Genomic DNA, 14810 nt, shown 5'->3' with positions numbered 1-14810 from the left:
TGTTACGATGAGGGGAGAAAGATGGGAGGGACACTATGACGACGGGTCAAAAAAACACCGAATCTAACGCTTCCGAACTGATGAAGCTCCATGTCGAAGCCTTGTTCACACACGATCGGAATATGAGGCTTCGCACCATTAACGAGCCCTGGCCCGGAGAAGATCCGGCACCCCGTTTTTTCTTGGGCCGCGATCTTGAGGGGACGGCGCTATGCCGGTTTCGATACGATGTTCCGGAAGAACTGGTCGGGAAATTGACAACACTTTGCGCGGATGAGGCTTTATCCGGCGGCGATTTTCAAGCGAAACCGAAGCATTTCGAGACCTATATGGAGATCCTCCAGGGGGATCGGTTCACTATGGGGCCTTGCTTTCTCGTTCCGGAACGGCTGGAACCGAATAGGGATGTCATTCGCATTACGCGAGAGAACCAAGAGGATGTTTCGCGCGGAGGGTTCGAGTGGCTGGCATCGGAAATCGATTATGCGCAGCCCTGTGTTGCGCTGTTACACGACAACCGGGCCGTGTCGGTCTGCCGCAGCGTCCGCATTACACCCAGGGCGGATGAAGCTGGGCTGGAGACACTGACGGATTTTCGCGGAAAAGGTTACGCCGCCGCCGTTGTGGCCGGATGGGCAATGGCGGTTCGGCAAACGGGAAAACTCCCGCTATACAGCACATCATGGGACAATCTGGCCTCCCGAAGCGTCGCCGGAAAATTGGGTTTATCTCTGTATGGAGTCAATTTCAAGATTTGGTAATCCGACAATTACACTGGAGAGGGAAGGATGCGGAAGCGAAGTGCCGTCAGGCTGTACAACTGCTTCGCAGTTCCTTGAAGGGGTTTACCTGACTTCTTTGTCTTCCACACTTTCCCATCATTTTGTGCAGGCTTAAATAACGCCTGTGCTCAGAGCGTTTGGAGGAAACGTTTAATGGCCAGACAGCCTGCTTCGACCAAAGGTTCGACGCGCTGCGACGCCTCGTCCGGCAAAAAGTCGCTGATCCAGACGAAACGTACGCCTTCGGCAGTCGGCAGCAGCTGCATGGATGCGCTGTGATGGGTGAATCCGCCGTCCACTACGGCATAGGCCAGACGGCACGTCTCTTCGTCTATGCTTACAAGCCGCTCCTGAACCACATATCCGTTGCCGAAGGTCACCGTCCGCTGTCCCGAGGCTTCCCGGCAATCCACCAGAACGCCCGCGAACAATGCAGCCGCGTTTCCGAAGTCCCGAAGCTGGACCCAAGCTTTATCGAGACTGCAATTGATTTCGATTTCACGCTGAATCGTTGCCATCCCTGTTCTCCTCCCCATATTCCGCTGTTAGTCTCTCATGTATCCAAAGCGCCGTAACGATTATTTGCCATCCGTTCTCCAGCACGCCTGCTCCGCCGTTAACCCCTGCAGTCCGCGTTCCAGCGAAGGGTACCAGCCGCTTTCCTTGTCATAACCGGAATCCCACACACGCACCAAGTTTTCCGTTGCCGTCATATCGCAAATACCTCCAATTGGTTCAAGTGGACAGATGCATCAACGCCTTTAACTCCACACGAATAGATACAGATCTGTCTCTATTCGATGATATTACAGTTTTTTCAATTTGCTGTCAAACTTCTTATCCCCGCTTTTTCACTGGTCAATTGACAATACACTACTACCTGTCATAGTATATAAAGAGACAGGACTGTATCTTTTAGAATGACGGTGATCAAATGCCAAGAAAGTCAGTGCGGGACCAAATTCTTCAAGTCGCATCGGATTTGTTTTATAGAGAAGGCATCCGGGCCGTCGGAATTGATCGTATTATTCTTGAATCAGGCGTAGCCAAAGCCAGCTTTTATCGGAATTTCGCATCGAAGGACGATTTGGTTGCAGCTTATTTGGAATATCAGCAGGAGCTGAATGCGAAGGACTTGGAGGCGGTTCAGCTTTTGTTTCCGGATTCAAGCGCCCTGCAATTGCATGCCTTGATCGACAGATTCGTTGCCAAAATGAAAGTGCCGGGATACCGGGGGTGTCCTTTTGTCAATACGGTGGTCGAATTTCCGGACTCCGCTCACGACAATCATGTCAATGCAGTGAAAGGGACGGAGGAAAACTGGAAAGCGATCGAGAAACTGGCGGAGAAGGCGGGTGCCGCACGTCCATCCGAGCTGGCGGAGCTGCTGCGCATCTTATGCAATGGCGCCGTTATGCTGTCTTATATCCAGCAGTCCGACTTTAACCCTGATCATTTCTCCAGATCGGCCCATACGCTCGTTGATTCTCACTTGTTCGGCTGGACTCCGACAAGAAAGGATGATTAGCTTGTTGCATCTGTTCGATATCGGTCCGAACGACCGCTGCGCGCGCGAATTGTGCAAGAGCGATCCTCAGTTGGACAAGTTGATCAACCGGGTCGGCCCGATCCGCGTTCCGGGTGGGCAAGACGGCTTTATTTACCTGACGAGATCGTTAGTCGGGCAGCAGCTTTCGGGCAAAGCCGCCGAAACGATTTTTCGCCGGGTCGAACAAGTATGCGGAACGATAACGCCGGAAACCGTCCTGGCTGCAGAAGAGGAGCAGTTGCGCGCAGCCGGACTATCCAGGAACAAGCTTGGCTATATTCGGAACGTCGCCGAGAGGGTCCAAGCAGGCCTGCTCGACTTTCAATCGTTTGGCGGGCTGGATGACGAGGAAGTCGTCCGCCTGCTCACCTCCGTAAAAGGAATTGGCCGGTGGACGGCGGAGATGTTTCTCATTTTTTATTTGGGCCGAGAGGATGTTCTCTCTTTCGGGGACAGAGGGCTGCAGCGTGCTGCGGAATGGCTGTATGCCGCGGAGGAGAACGATGGCAAGTCTTTATTACAGCGCAAACATGCCGAATGGAAGCCATATTCCACGATCGTATCCCTGTATTTGTGGGAAGCCGTTAATACCGGCTTGATACAGACGGAACTATGAATGCTTAACGCAAAAGGTACCGGCAGATACAACCGCTTCCGGTCCTCAACGAAATAATATCCCGTCGCTTGCATCAAGCGGTCCTACTAGTAGCTCCTTTCAGTTTCGCTGTTGAAGTACCTTACAACTCTTGTTATATTTTAGAGGAAACTACTACATCGCGATAGGAGCACCATACCCTAATGTCCCATTCCAACGATTCCCCCAATCCTAAGGAAATTATGAGCAAGGAAGAAATCTGTACCCATCTCGGGGACGACTACGACCGGTATTTGGGGGCGATCGTGCCGCCGATTTTTCAAAACTCGCTGTTTACCCGTAAAACGCAAAACCACGGCTATGTATACACCCGAATCAGCAATCCGACGACGGAAATCGCCGAGCGCAAAATCGCAGCACTTGAGGAAGGGGAAGCGGCTCGCTGCTTTTCCTCGGGCATGGGTGCTATTTCCGCCGGCATTATGTACTGGGTCGCGCAAAATACTCATGTCGTCTGCGTGAAAAGCGCATACGGACCTGCCCGCGAATTTCTTTCCTCCTATTTGGCTGCATTCGGCGTAGAGGTTACGTTTGTTTCCGGGGAATCGCTGGAGGAAATCGAGCAAGTGGTCCGTCCGAACACGAAGCTGCTTTATTTGGAAAGCCCGTCGTCGCATATATTCGCCATGCAAGATTTGCAGGCTGTTGCAGACTTCGCACGCGCGCGCGGTATCGGCACGCTGATCGACAACACATGGGCTACGCCGCTGTACCAGAACCCGCTCCGCTACGGGATCGATATGGTCGTACACTCCGCCTCCAAATATTTGGGCGGGCACAGCGACATTATCGGCGGGGTGCTTATCGGCTCGGCCGAGGCGATGGAGCGGATCGCGTATAAGGAACGGGCGCTATTCGGCTCCGTTATGGACCCGCACCAGTCGTGGCTGCTGCTGAGAGGACTGCGGACGCTTCCGGTCCGGATGAAGCAGCATCAGGAAAGCGCCATGACCGTAGCGGCTTTTCTCGAAAGCCATCCGAAGGTGGAGCGCGTGTTTTATCCCGGCTTGCCCAGCCATCCCGGGTACGAGCTTGGCCGCAAGCAGCTTGCCGGTTACACCGGCCTGATCAGCTTCGTGCCGCGCGCCGAGGACCAGGCGATTCGCGATATGATTCCGAAGCTGCGCTACTTCGAGCACGGCCCAAGCTGGGGCGGCTTCGAAAGCCTTATTGTCGATGTCGGCGTAGGCATTAGCGAAGAAGCATCCCGCAGCACGGGAATCCCTCACGGTCTCGTACGCATCTCGGTTGGCCTGGAACGGGCGGAAACGCTGATGGCGGACTTGGATCAAGCGCTGAACACGCTCCCTTGAGGCACGCATAGCTCGGCAAAAAATATAAAAGCTCAGCCGACTGTTACGTCGGCTGAGCTTTTTATCTGTTAATTTCTGGAACTTTTCACTTCCGCGATCTTCTTGTCGGCAAGCTCCTACGCTTCCCGAAGCGCCGTATTGACGTCCTTTTTGTTCACGGCGATTTCCTTCGCCACATTTCGGACTATCGTCGTAACGGCGTCGTCGTAGATGGAGGACGGGGTAGACGAAGCCGCTTTAAACTTGAATAAGTTATCCATTTGTTTGCCCTGGAACGCTTTTACGTCCTGGCTGAATTGCTTCCGGATTTCCGAGTCGTTCAACACGGATATGCGTCCGTTTCTGCTTTGGAGAAGCTGCGCTTCGAGCGAGGATACGGCTTTGAGCACCTGCATGGCCTGATCTTTGTATTTGCTTTGCTTCGCGATGGCCAAAAACTGCACCGATTCGTGACGTCCTACGCCTACATACTCCGGAAAGTTGGGCACTGTTACGATATCCCAGTTCGGAACCTTTCCTTTCGCATCCGCTTCAAGGAGCTGAGGCATCATTTTGTTGTACCAGTCCACATACATTCCGACGATTTGATCGTTTACAAAATGACTGGGCGTATATCGGAACAAATCCTTCGGCCCCATAAATCCGGGAATTTCATAGCCCGTCTTCATCATCTCGAAAACCTTCTTGTAAGCGGGCGTATCGATTAAAGCCTTGCCCGTTTTCGGATCGACAAGAGGCTGAACGAACGGACTAATATTGGCGTCGGGGAACCCGGGCTCCCAGCCGATGTATTGGATGCCGCCCTGCGTTACAGTCATCTTGCGGGCCAAGCCGATTACGTCGTCGTAAGTCATTCCGTTAGTCGGGTAAGGGACGGCAAACTTATCGAACATCTCTTTATTGTAAAATAAAGCCGCCCCGTTTCTGCTGAATGGAATGCCCGTCATGTTGCCGCCGGCCAAATCCCGCATCGTTTGAATCGAATCCGGGGTAAAAACCGATAGGTCGAGACCGTTTAACTTGAGCCTGTCGGTCATGTCCTCCAAAACACCCAGATCTTGGAGCGACATATAGTTGTCCGATCCGGAATAAAGGATATCGGGAATCGTGCCGGCCGCGATCCATTCCTCCAATTTCCCTCTCGCGCCGAATGAAAATTCCAATGTAATATTCGGATTTGTTCTCTTCACCACATCGGCGAAGTAGGTTTGAAACGTGCTTTGATCCAAGGCGGCCACGTGAGCGTAAAACTTTAACGTTACCGGCTCTGTGGAAACCTTTACCGGCGCTGCTCCTTGATTAGACGTTTTCGTTTGATCGGAGCTTTGTTTCGAACCCGAGCCCGGGCCCGGGCCGCAGGCCGCTAATACAGCAGTTGCCATCAGTAATGCGACGGCACCTTTTAATAATGGATTCAACACGCGCTCACGCCTCCATCAAATTCGGATCGAGATGTCTCATACAGTTATAAAGCTGGTACTCCCACCGGTTTCCACTGCGCACAACGGCCGTGACGGACGTATTGCCAAGCCGTTCCCCCGTAGTTTCGTCCTGCATGATTGCTTTTAACGTTTGGCCGATCAAAAACCCGTGGCTGACGACAAGTATGTTTTGACCGGCATATTGTGCGGCTACCTCGCCGACAAATCTCTTGCCTCTTTCCCGCACCGATTCATGGCTTTCCTCTCCGAGATCAAGTTCGCGCCAGTTGGGTCCCCATCTGGCGATCCGTTCTTCCTCGATCGTTCCTTCCAGCTGCCCTCTGCCAATTTCGCGCAAACGGACATCGAAACGAGAGACGGGTATACCGAGCTCTTCGGCAATAATGTCCGCAGTTTGTCTGGCCCGCCATAAATCGCTTGAGAACATGACATCCCAGTTCTCCCCGGCCAAACGTTTGGCGACGGTTTTCGCTTGAAGGATACCCGTTTCGTTCAGCGGGTTGCTCAGATGGCCTTGTGCGCGCTTTTCCCGATTGAAGTCTGTGATGCCGTGTCTAACGAATGTGATCGTTGTCAAAATACGAAACCTCCTTATCTCGCAACAGCGGCGGCTAAAAGCTCCGAAATCGAACGGGTCTCTCCGCGTTCCGGGAAATACACCTTGACGCCCCTTGTATCGAGCTGCTCCCGGTGCAAAGTATGGACCGGTATTACCATTCGGGGAGCGATCCGCTCGATCAGATCGGATATTTCATCCGGAGCGGCGTGTCCTTTATTGCCTATCGCGTGTCCGGTAATGCCAAAGACATCCAGAAATTGCGCCAGTTTAGGGTTGTCCGGCTTGATGCTGTTATCGGCCTGAACATAGTGCGAGTCCCCCCGCCTCCCGCCTAGCGTTTCAAGCTCGATCCAATGACCGAGATTCGGAAACCTCATCACATATAAACACTCGTTCTTTCTTTTCGCGACTTCCTCCAGTAATACCGTTTCGTATGGCAGACGGACTCCGTCCGGTATTGTTCCCTCCATGATTTGAAGGCTCGCGAGGAGAGCCGGATGGTTGTCGAGCGCCGCGATACCTTCGCGGGTAGCCGTATGCCAGATGGCGGCGATGGAACCGTCCATTACGATCTTTCGTCCCTTGTCGGCGGCCATTTGGATCAGATCGGCCATTCGTTCAAGATCCCGTGGCGATGTTTGCACATATACAAGCCCCTCGGACTCATCCAACACGGCTGAAAACATAGATAAGGATTTCGCTTCTGTTCGCGAGTTTTGGAATGCCGCGCCTTTCCCTACCCGGGTCCCTTCCGTGATGAGGATATCGATTCCTTTCCGGCGGCATAGCTCGATAAATCGGTCGATTCGCTCCGGATGTTTGCCATGAAGGCGCCAATCGCCGGTAACGGCGATTTTATGCTCCGGGCTTTCTATAACAATCGCCGAGGAACCCGGCGTGTTATGGTCCATTTCGATAATCTGCACGGAGAACTCTCCAAAATCGAGCACACTCCTATCGTCGCATGGAACAAGGCTTGCCTCGGTATCCGGATATTGTCGCGAATATACGATACCGCGGTATAAAGAATAGGCGTCTCTATGCATAAACACGGGAATCCCTTTCCGCGCAAAGGGCAGCAGCGACATATGATCCTGGTGCATATGTCCGATGAAGATGCCGATGTCGGCGTATTTCGGAAAATCCCGATCGTTCCAAAGAGGGCGCAAGGTTTCCGTATCCAGTCCTTGCAGATGCTCGGGACTATACAATTCCGGTAAAGGGGGCGCCATTTTTCCAAGCAAATATTGACGAAGTTCACGGCCTGGAGTTGGCCTTACGGGGTCACTTGTATTCAAATAAGCCGGGTCAAGCAAGCAATGGTGGGCGGTCCCAAAATCGAAGAGCAGCGCTTTGCCTCCTCGCTCATACACAATTTGAACGCCGCCGGATTCGTCCACTCCGCCAAAAAACGTAAGATTGTCCTGTTGCAATCGAAACCCTCCCGTGACTTTCTTGGAATGTCCAGTATGTGATGGATCTCCTTCAGTCACTTTTAATAGTATCAAGGGTTTGTTAGACGCAAATAAACGGCTCTATTAAATTGAGGTTTAAATTGTCGCCCTTTATGACCGGTTTTAACAATTCGGATGAGATTTTCGTTAGCAACGGTCATTTTGAGGGCCGGAAACAGTCAAAATGGCGGGTTAGCCGCAACAATTTTACAGTGGGCATTGGCGGTAGCATCGAGGAAGGAACGAGGAACATCCCGATCGGTAATGAGGTAATCCAATCGGTTCAGATCCAGACCGAATAAAAAAGCGGAGCGATTGATTTTGGATGAATCGGCGAGCAAAATAAGGCTTGTACTAATTTCAGCAAGCGTAACGATCAAGTGCTGGTTTTCCGGTTTTGTACAGAAGCAGCCTTTTACATTTACGGCGCCGGTCGAGAAAAACGTTTTGTCGAACCGGTATTTGATGATTTCCTGCTGCAAACGGGGCCCCATCGCCATCCCGCCTTCGTTCATCTCCCCTCCTACCAGAAACACCCGGCACCGGCTCGCTTGCAGACGATAGGCCACATGAATGGAATTCGTGACGACCGTTACTTCCAGATCGGAAGGAATGTGTCTGGCCATAACGATACAAGTCGTTGTCCCTTCGATAAAAATACAATCTCCGTTCTCAAGCAGTTTGACGGATTCAAGCGCAATCGCTTCCTTCTGCGGAAAATGGAGGTTCTGCCGAACCGAGTAAGGAATGTTGCGAGCGGATTTATCAAGCTTGATCGCACCGCCGTACACTCTCTTAACGATCCCCCGCGTTTCGAGGAATCGGAGGTCCCGGCGAATGGTTTCGACGGAAACCTCAAATTCTTTTAGCAGAGGTTCGACCCAAACCTCATGTTCCCGGTCGATACGGTTTATAATTTCCTGCCTTCTTTTCTCCGTTTTTTTGGTAGTGTCCTTCGATTTTTGGTCCTTCAATTCCGAATACCTCCAAGGCTCGTCAATTTTCGCGTATATCCATAAAATAATACATATTCCGTGCGTTTACGTTTTTTTTCGGAAATTTACTCAAGATTAACAAACGAGGGGACCAAAAGGAGTAGCGGCAAAGTTCGGAAGTCATTGAAAGCGGTAGAAAAAAATCCGGCGGCCCTGTAAACTAAGGAGGTTATCCATAAAAGGATTGCCGATGGAGGAGGAAGGAAAACGATGGCTACGCGGAATAATCCGGAACGAACGCCGGAGCGGCTCATGGAGGAGATTCGTGGAACGCGGCTACCAATAGGCTGTATTGCCGTATGGTTTTTCGGGCAAGAAAGCATGGTGATCAAAGGAAAAGAGACGGTAATCCATATTGATCCGTTCTATTCCAATTACCTCGAAGTGCGCGGGGTGAAGCGAGTCTACCCTCCTCTACTGAAGCCCGAGTCTATTACAGTCGCCGATTTATGCTTGGTTACCCATGAGCATGAAGATCATTTGGATCCATGGACGCTGAAGGTGATTGCCAAGCAATGCCCGAAAGCGCGGTTCATGGCTCCTTTAAGCTGCCGCCCCGAGCTGGAGACGAGCTGCGAGATGAAGCCGGAACAGATTATCGATGCGCTCACTGGGGAATGGCTCGAACTTGACGGCAATAACGGAGAACAGATCCGGGTTAAGCCGATCCCGGCTGCTCATGAATCGATCGAGACTACAGGAAACGAGCGGGCGCATCGTTATGTGGGCTACTTGCTCGACATTAACGGCGTCAAGGTTTACCATGCGGGCGATACTATCGTCTACCCCGGACTCCCGGAGCTTCTTGCCGAGGAAGGTATCGATCTGGGCATGCTCCCGATCAACGGGCGGGATTACTTCAGAACGTCCCGCGGAATCGTCGGAAATATGAACATTCGCGAAGCGGCGGAGCTGGCCAAGATCTCCCATATGGACATGGTGGTTCCGCTCCATTACGATCTTTTTGCCGGAAACAGCGAAAAACCGGGCAATTTCGTGCAGGAGCTATACGAACGTTATCCCGAGCAGAAGTGCCATGTCATGGCTCGAGGCGAGCGATTCGTCTATGCTAGCCCCTGGTCGTTCTTAACCGAATAAGACCCTTGCCTGAACTAATAAGCACTGGCTTCTTTGCAGGAGCCAGTGCTTGATGGGAATACAAAAAACTTTTTATTCCACTTTCTGTTGTCCCAGCATTCGCAGCAACATGACCGCTGCTTCCACCCGCATCGCTTTTTCATTCGGTTCAAAGCGGTTCTGGCTGCGTCCATCTACGATGCCAAGCACACGAATCGATTGTATTGCGCCCTTTGCCCATTGCGGGATTTCCTCGTCGTCGGCAAAGCCGGTCGGTGCTTGAACGTGATGTTGCAGCCTGAGAGCCCGGGCGATCATGACTGCCATCTCTGTACGGGTAATAGGTTCAGCCGAACGGAAACTGCCGTCTGCGTATCCATTGACAATGCCCGAATGCACCGCCCTGGCAATGGCCATCTTGGCCCACGCACCGATTTGATCTTGGTCAGTGAATGGAAGATGGGCATCTTGCCCCTCCAGTTCCAGAGCGTTTGCCAGCATAACCGTAAACTCGCCGCGAGTAACGGGATCATTCGGTTTGAATGCTCCATCCGGATAACCGCTGACGATGCCCTTCGCTGCGGCGCGTTTAATGTCGCTCTCCGCCCAGTGTCCTGCGATGTCGGTAAACGAGATTACCGGGGGTTCAGGTTGTTCCGAGTTAGGCATTACCCGGTTAATAGTGAACGTATAGGTTTTCCGAGTACCGTCTTCCGCTTGAACGATCAGCTGAATGACGTTCTCTCCCTCCTCCAACTCAATCTCGATGCCGTCTTCCAATACCCGGCCTCGCCATAAAACTTTGGACGCTATATGATCCGCAGTCATTTTCACTTCAACTCGTTTTGCTTCCGTTTCGATTGTATAGGAGTAGACGTTCGCCGAAAACGATGGTATAAGAGAAGCTCGTTGACCCGCCATCCAAATTTCCAACGTTTTCAGGCTGGCATTATGGGACAAATACCAGCTGCCCCCCGAGTTACCGCCTGTATCATCATTACCGCCTGAGGGGTACCGACTCGTTGTGGCGGTTTTGCTTAATCCGGCTGCGCTTTCGTTCCCCGCCGCATCGTAGGCCGTGACCTTGATTGTGTAGATGCTGTCTGCGTTCAAGCCATCGACAATTGTCGCATAGACACTGCCGCTTACCGTCTTGTGCTCTGTATCGTTCACATAGATCCGGTAACCTATCACCCTCACATTATCCGTAGCACTTGGCCATGACAGTTTCACGCTCGTTTGTGTAATATCCGAGACGATCAGCTCACTGCTATCCGGCCATTGCGGAGCTTCGGTGTCCGGGTCAGGCGGTTGCGGCAATGTAGCGGCTTTCATCCTCAGCCCTAATTTACTCTCATTCCCCGCCTCATCATAGGCTGTGACCTTGAATAAGTAAGTGCTGTCTGCGTTCAAGCCATCAACGGTCGTCGCATAGACACTGCTGCTTACGGTCTTGTGCTCCGTATCGTTCACATAAATCCTGTAGCCTAGCACTCTGACATTATCAGTGGCACTTGGCCACGACAGTTTTATGCTTGTCTTAGTAATGTCCGACGCCATCAATTTGCTGCCATCCGGCCATTTTGGAGCTTCAGTATCCTGTTCATGCAACGCCGTATCCATGATCGGAATGTCCAGCGTTTCAGGAGTGCTTAAGCTGAAATGGATCGTAAGGGTAAGCAAGCCTGTCGCCTGAAGAGCCAAGTATTCCTTTTTGATCGTCAGCACATTGTCGACAATGGTGTACTCCTCGCCGGTCGCCAACTCTTCCGAACCGTTCTTGATGCTAAGTATAGTATTGTCTTTCATTTTAATCGTGGTGGTCACATCCGCTTGATTGGGCGGATTCTTATCGAAGTTACCGGCGAACGGGTCAACAAACACGGGGCGCGGAAGAGTAATGGCCTCGCTTGTTGTAACCCCGCCCGATCCAGGTCCAGCCGCTGCAAAGGTTAATTGAGCCCCTGTAATCTCTGTATAATAGTTCGCTCCCAGATTCTCAAAGACCACTTTTCCATGTTCCGCTTGCTTCATGTTGGTACCCGTTAATTCCCAGTTTCCAGAATCGTTTTTAGATACGGTAACAGGCGCGGAACTATGTAAACTCACGTTGCCAAAATCATCAACCAGCCATAAGATCGGCTGCGGGTCAAATAATCCCGTACGCTGATCAAATCTTGAGATATCTCTTTGTAGTTGCAGTTTCTTTCCGTCACCCGATTGGGGGTGTACGATAATGGCTTCCAAACTGGGCTCTGTCAGTCCTTGAACTTGAAAATGAAGCGCCTGCTGTACGGCTGCGTGCAAGACAAGCGGTACTTTAGAGACACCATTGCTAAAATGCACCTGAAACGTTTTGGGTGTGCCGTCCAATTTCTCGCCTGCAAAAAATCCTGATGTCCCATCCGGCGCTGCTGCATAGCCTTCGAGTGTTACTTCTGCCGGCTCGTTAAAGGAAGTATTCAAGCTGCCGTCTGCATCATGAACTTCAAAGAGAACGTTTACCGGCGAGCCCGCCGTTACCTCTGACGATTCAAGCTCAGCTACCGCTTGATAGGGCACGTGGACGAGTCGATAGTAGGCGTTTCCGTTAGCCGTATCGTTAAAAGGACCTTCCACGAGAGTATCGGATTTCAGATTAACGGCCGGTCGTATGCCAAGCTTTAAGCTGCCGGACTTCAAAACAACTTCCCCGTTCACGTTATTGACTAGATAGGGAAGATATCCAAAAATGCCATTTTGCGATCTCGTCCAATGATACTGTGATTCGCTGCCACTCGCCGCTCTGTGGTTAGCATCCTTGAAGTAAGGAATGACGTACTGATCTTTACCGTAAACAGGAATTAGCTCTAAAGCTGCAAAAATGAAAAATGTGTCCTCTTGCAACGAATCGCCGCCGGATAAACCTTCGTAGCTCGTTAACGAGATTGCATTGCGGAATTGGGAGGAGAAGGCGGGATAAAACGATTCTCTTAGCCATTGGCGAATGGGAGAACGATTCCAGGGAACTTCTCGCTCGGTAACTACTTCTTGCGTTTCAGCTACAATTTCTTCTGAAACGAACAAGCTGGTACCGCGCTCGTATTTATCTTGGTCAATAAGAATCCAGTTGATAGGCGCCGTCTTGTAAACTACAGCATCCGACAATCCCGCTTCAATTGGCCCGGCTGTGAAATAACCCCATTCCCTGCTATCGCGAATGTTCGTGCCGATCGGCAAATCGCCCATACGCCGAATCGTTACCTCAAGAGCCTCCCAAGGCAATGTTACAGTATTACTATCAATTGGCGGCAAGCCATCCGCTTCAAATCGAAGCTGCGCTCCCGTTACCACGGCGCCATTCGTTGCGCCAAGATCGGTAAACGTTACGCTGCCTGAGCTTGCTGTCGCCGTTGTTGTTCCTGTAAGATTCCAGGCTTCCGAGACCTTCTTCTTTACCGTAACAACCGTATTGTTGTCGCCCACACTCTGATTGCCATAAGCATCGAAAAGCGTGACGACAGGCTGCTGAGCGAATGCGCCTCCATTGCTTGCTGGAGCTTTCATGTCCGTGGTTAGCGCCATAGAGGCCGCACTTCCTGCTACTGGCGTAATAATCAACGCATCGGCAACGGGCGATACCACGTCCGCTACACTTATGTGGATCGTTTGCGTCCCCGCTCTGTGCAGACTCACATTTACTGTGGCAACGCCATTGTTAAACATGACGCCGATCGTATTGGGAGATGCGCTTAAGGCCGTCCCGTTCAAGCTGCCATAGGAGTTGTCCGGCGCTTGTAAGTATCCGGATACGGTTACATCATGCGTTCCGTTAAAGGATATATCCGTATTCCCTTGCGCATTCTTCACGGTCAGTGTGATCGTGTCCTCCATGCCGACTCCCGGGGTGGTCGAGTCGGCGAATGCGGCGACGTTTTGCGCGTGTATGCTTAGCTTCCTTATCCGTTGGTTAAACACATCCGCAATATAGAGATCCCCATCGCCTCCTGCCGCGATTCCAAAAGCATTGGCAAGTTGAGCCGACGTTGCAGCTCCTCCATCTCCCGAATAGCCATTATCCCCCGTGCCTGCGATCGTACTTATAATGCCCGAGGCATCTACCTTTCTGATCCTGTAGTTTCCTGTGTCTGCTATATACAACTGTCCGTAGCGATCTACCGATACTCCAGCGGGGTAGTACAACCGGGCTGACGTTGCGGCTCCTCCATCTCCCGAATAGCCATTATCCCCCGTGCCGGCGACCGTACCGATTATTCCCGCTGTGTCTACTTTTCGGATTCGATTGTCGATAAGGTCTGCTATATATAGATTACCGCTGTCGTCTACCGCGACGCTAGTCGGATTCCTCAGCTCTGCTGATGTCGCAGATCCTCCATCACCCGAATCTCCGGCACCTCCTGTACCGGCGACCGTACGGATCGTCCCCGACACATCTACTTTCCGAATCCGATAATTAGACTGGTCCACAAAGTACACATTGCCATCGTTGTCCGCCGCTATTCCGCTTGGATAGCTTAATTGAGCTGATATTGCAGATCCTCCGTCTCCCGAAAAGCCAAAAACCCCCGTACCGGCGACCGTACTGATCGTTCCGGATGCATCCACTTTTCGGATTCGACCGTTTACCGTATCCGCAATATACAGATTGCCGCTGTTGTCTACCGCTACTCCCATTGGGTAGTTCAATTTGGCGGATGTCGCATCTCCCCCATCCCCCGAAAATCCGGCACTCCCCGTACCGGCAACCGTATGGATCGTCCCCGAGACATCTACTTTCCGAATCCGATTGTTTTGGTAATCGGCAATGTACAGATTTCCACTGCGGTCTACCGCTACTCCATATGGATTCATCAACTGAGCGGATGTCGCAGGTCCCTCATCCCCCGAAAAGCCGCCGGTCCCCGAGCCCGCTACCGTATCTATAATGTAAGCGCCTGCAGCGTGGACTTTCTCTCCGTTCAGTTCCGGCACCACGGATAGGATC

Annotated in this window: 12 protein-coding genes; 5 read left to right on the top strand and 7 right to left on the bottom strand. The window is 51.9% G+C overall.

Going from position 1 to position 14810, the window contains the following annotated elements; genetic code table 11:
- Positions 1-35: 35 nt before the first annotated feature.
- Positions 36-761, top strand: coding sequence for a kasugamycin N-acetyltransferase AAC(2')-IIb (gene aac(2')-IIb / locus D7M11_RS18580; RefSeq protein WP_240041192.1), 726 nt, complete (start codon positions 36-38; stop codon positions 759-761).
- A 149-nt stretch (positions 762-910) separates the two neighbouring features.
- Here the strand turns inward: aac(2')-IIb and D7M11_RS18575 are convergent, their stop codons facing one another.
- Together D7M11_RS18575 and D7M11_RS37765 are read right to left on the bottom strand one after the other, a co-directional pair.
- Positions 911-1300: an SRPBCC family protein gene (locus D7M11_RS18575; protein ID WP_158606700.1), complete on the bottom strand. Its 390-nt coding sequence runs from the start codon at positions 1298-1300 to the stop codon at positions 911-913.
- A 60-nt stretch (positions 1301-1360) separates the two neighbouring features.
- Entirely contained in the window at positions 1361-1495 is a 135-nt protein-coding gene (locus D7M11_RS37765; RefSeq protein ID WP_275671715.1) for a hypothetical protein, read from the bottom strand.
- A gap of 221 nt (positions 1496-1716) precedes the next feature.
- On the opposite strand from D7M11_RS37765, the gene D7M11_RS18570 reads away from it, so the two are divergent.
- The 3 genes from D7M11_RS18570 (at position 1717) to D7M11_RS18560 (ending at position 4299) form a co-directional block, all read left to right on the top strand.
- The gene (locus D7M11_RS18570) at positions 1717-2310 is read left to right on the top strand and encodes a TetR/AcrR family transcriptional regulator (protein WP_120748738.1); all 594 of its coding nucleotides are present in this window, start codon (positions 1717-1719) and stop codon (positions 2308-2310) included.
- Positions 2303-2947, top strand: a complete 645-nt coding sequence (locus D7M11_RS18565; RefSeq protein WP_193556230.1) for a DNA-3-methyladenine glycosylase family protein — start codon at positions 2303-2305, stop codon at positions 2945-2947. Before D7M11_RS18570 ends, D7M11_RS18565 begins: the two co-directional genes overlap by 8 nt.
- Before the next feature lie 182 nt (positions 2948-3129).
- Positions 3130-4299 carry a trans-sulfuration enzyme family protein gene (locus tag D7M11_RS18560; protein ID WP_205127073.1) on the top strand — a complete coding sequence of 390 codons (1170 nt, stop codon included), beginning with the start codon at positions 3130-3132 and terminating at the stop codon, positions 4297-4299.
- A 116-nt stretch (positions 4300-4415) separates the two neighbouring features.
- Here the strand turns inward: D7M11_RS18560 and D7M11_RS18555 are convergent, their stop codons facing one another.
- From D7M11_RS18555 to D7M11_RS18540, 4 genes are all read right to left on the bottom strand, one after another.
- A complete protein-coding gene (locus tag D7M11_RS18555; protein WP_205127072.1) occupies positions 4416-5681 on the bottom strand; it encodes an extracellular solute-binding protein in 1266 nt (421 codons plus the stop codon).
- Positions 5682-5724: 43 nt separating this feature from the next.
- Positions 5725-6318: a histidine phosphatase family protein gene (locus tag D7M11_RS18550; RefSeq protein ID WP_120748735.1), complete on the bottom strand. Its 594-nt coding sequence runs from the start codon at positions 6316-6318 to the stop codon at positions 5725-5727.
- A gap of 14 nt (positions 6319-6332) precedes the next feature.
- Positions 6333-7733, bottom strand: a complete 1401-nt coding sequence (locus tag D7M11_RS18545) for an MBL fold metallo-hydrolase (protein ID WP_120748734.1) — start codon at positions 7731-7733, stop codon at positions 6333-6335.
- Positions 7734-7933: 200 nt separating this feature from the next.
- The gene (locus tag D7M11_RS18540) at positions 7934-8728 is read right to left on the bottom strand and encodes a DeoR/GlpR family DNA-binding transcription regulator (protein ID WP_120748733.1); all 795 of its coding nucleotides are present in this window, start codon (positions 8726-8728) and stop codon (positions 7934-7936) included.
- A gap of 231 nt (positions 8729-8959) precedes the next feature.
- Here D7M11_RS18540 and D7M11_RS18535 point away from each other — a divergent pair, with 231 nt between their 5' ends.
- Positions 8960-9847 carry an MBL fold metallo-hydrolase gene (locus tag D7M11_RS18535; protein ID WP_120748732.1) on the top strand — a complete coding sequence of 296 codons (888 nt, stop codon included), beginning with the start codon at positions 8960-8962 and terminating at the stop codon, positions 9845-9847.
- A 72-nt stretch (positions 9848-9919) separates the two neighbouring features.
- On the opposite strand, the gene D7M11_RS18530 is transcribed toward D7M11_RS18535, so the two are convergent.
- Entirely contained in the window at positions 9920-14800 is a 4881-nt protein-coding gene (locus D7M11_RS18530; RefSeq protein ID WP_120748731.1) for an NHL domain-containing protein, read from the bottom strand.
- Positions 14801-14810 lie beyond the last annotated feature (10 nt).

Origin of the sequence: Paenibacillus ginsengarvi (assembly GCF_003626695.1) — a bacterium.
GTDB classification, from domain to species: domain Bacteria; phylum Bacillota; class Bacilli; order Paenibacillales; family NBRC-103111; genus Paenibacillus_AB; species Paenibacillus_AB ginsengarvi.
The sequence above is the reverse complement of the archived record's forward strand: the minus strand, read 5'-3'. Positions and strand labels throughout refer to the sequence as shown.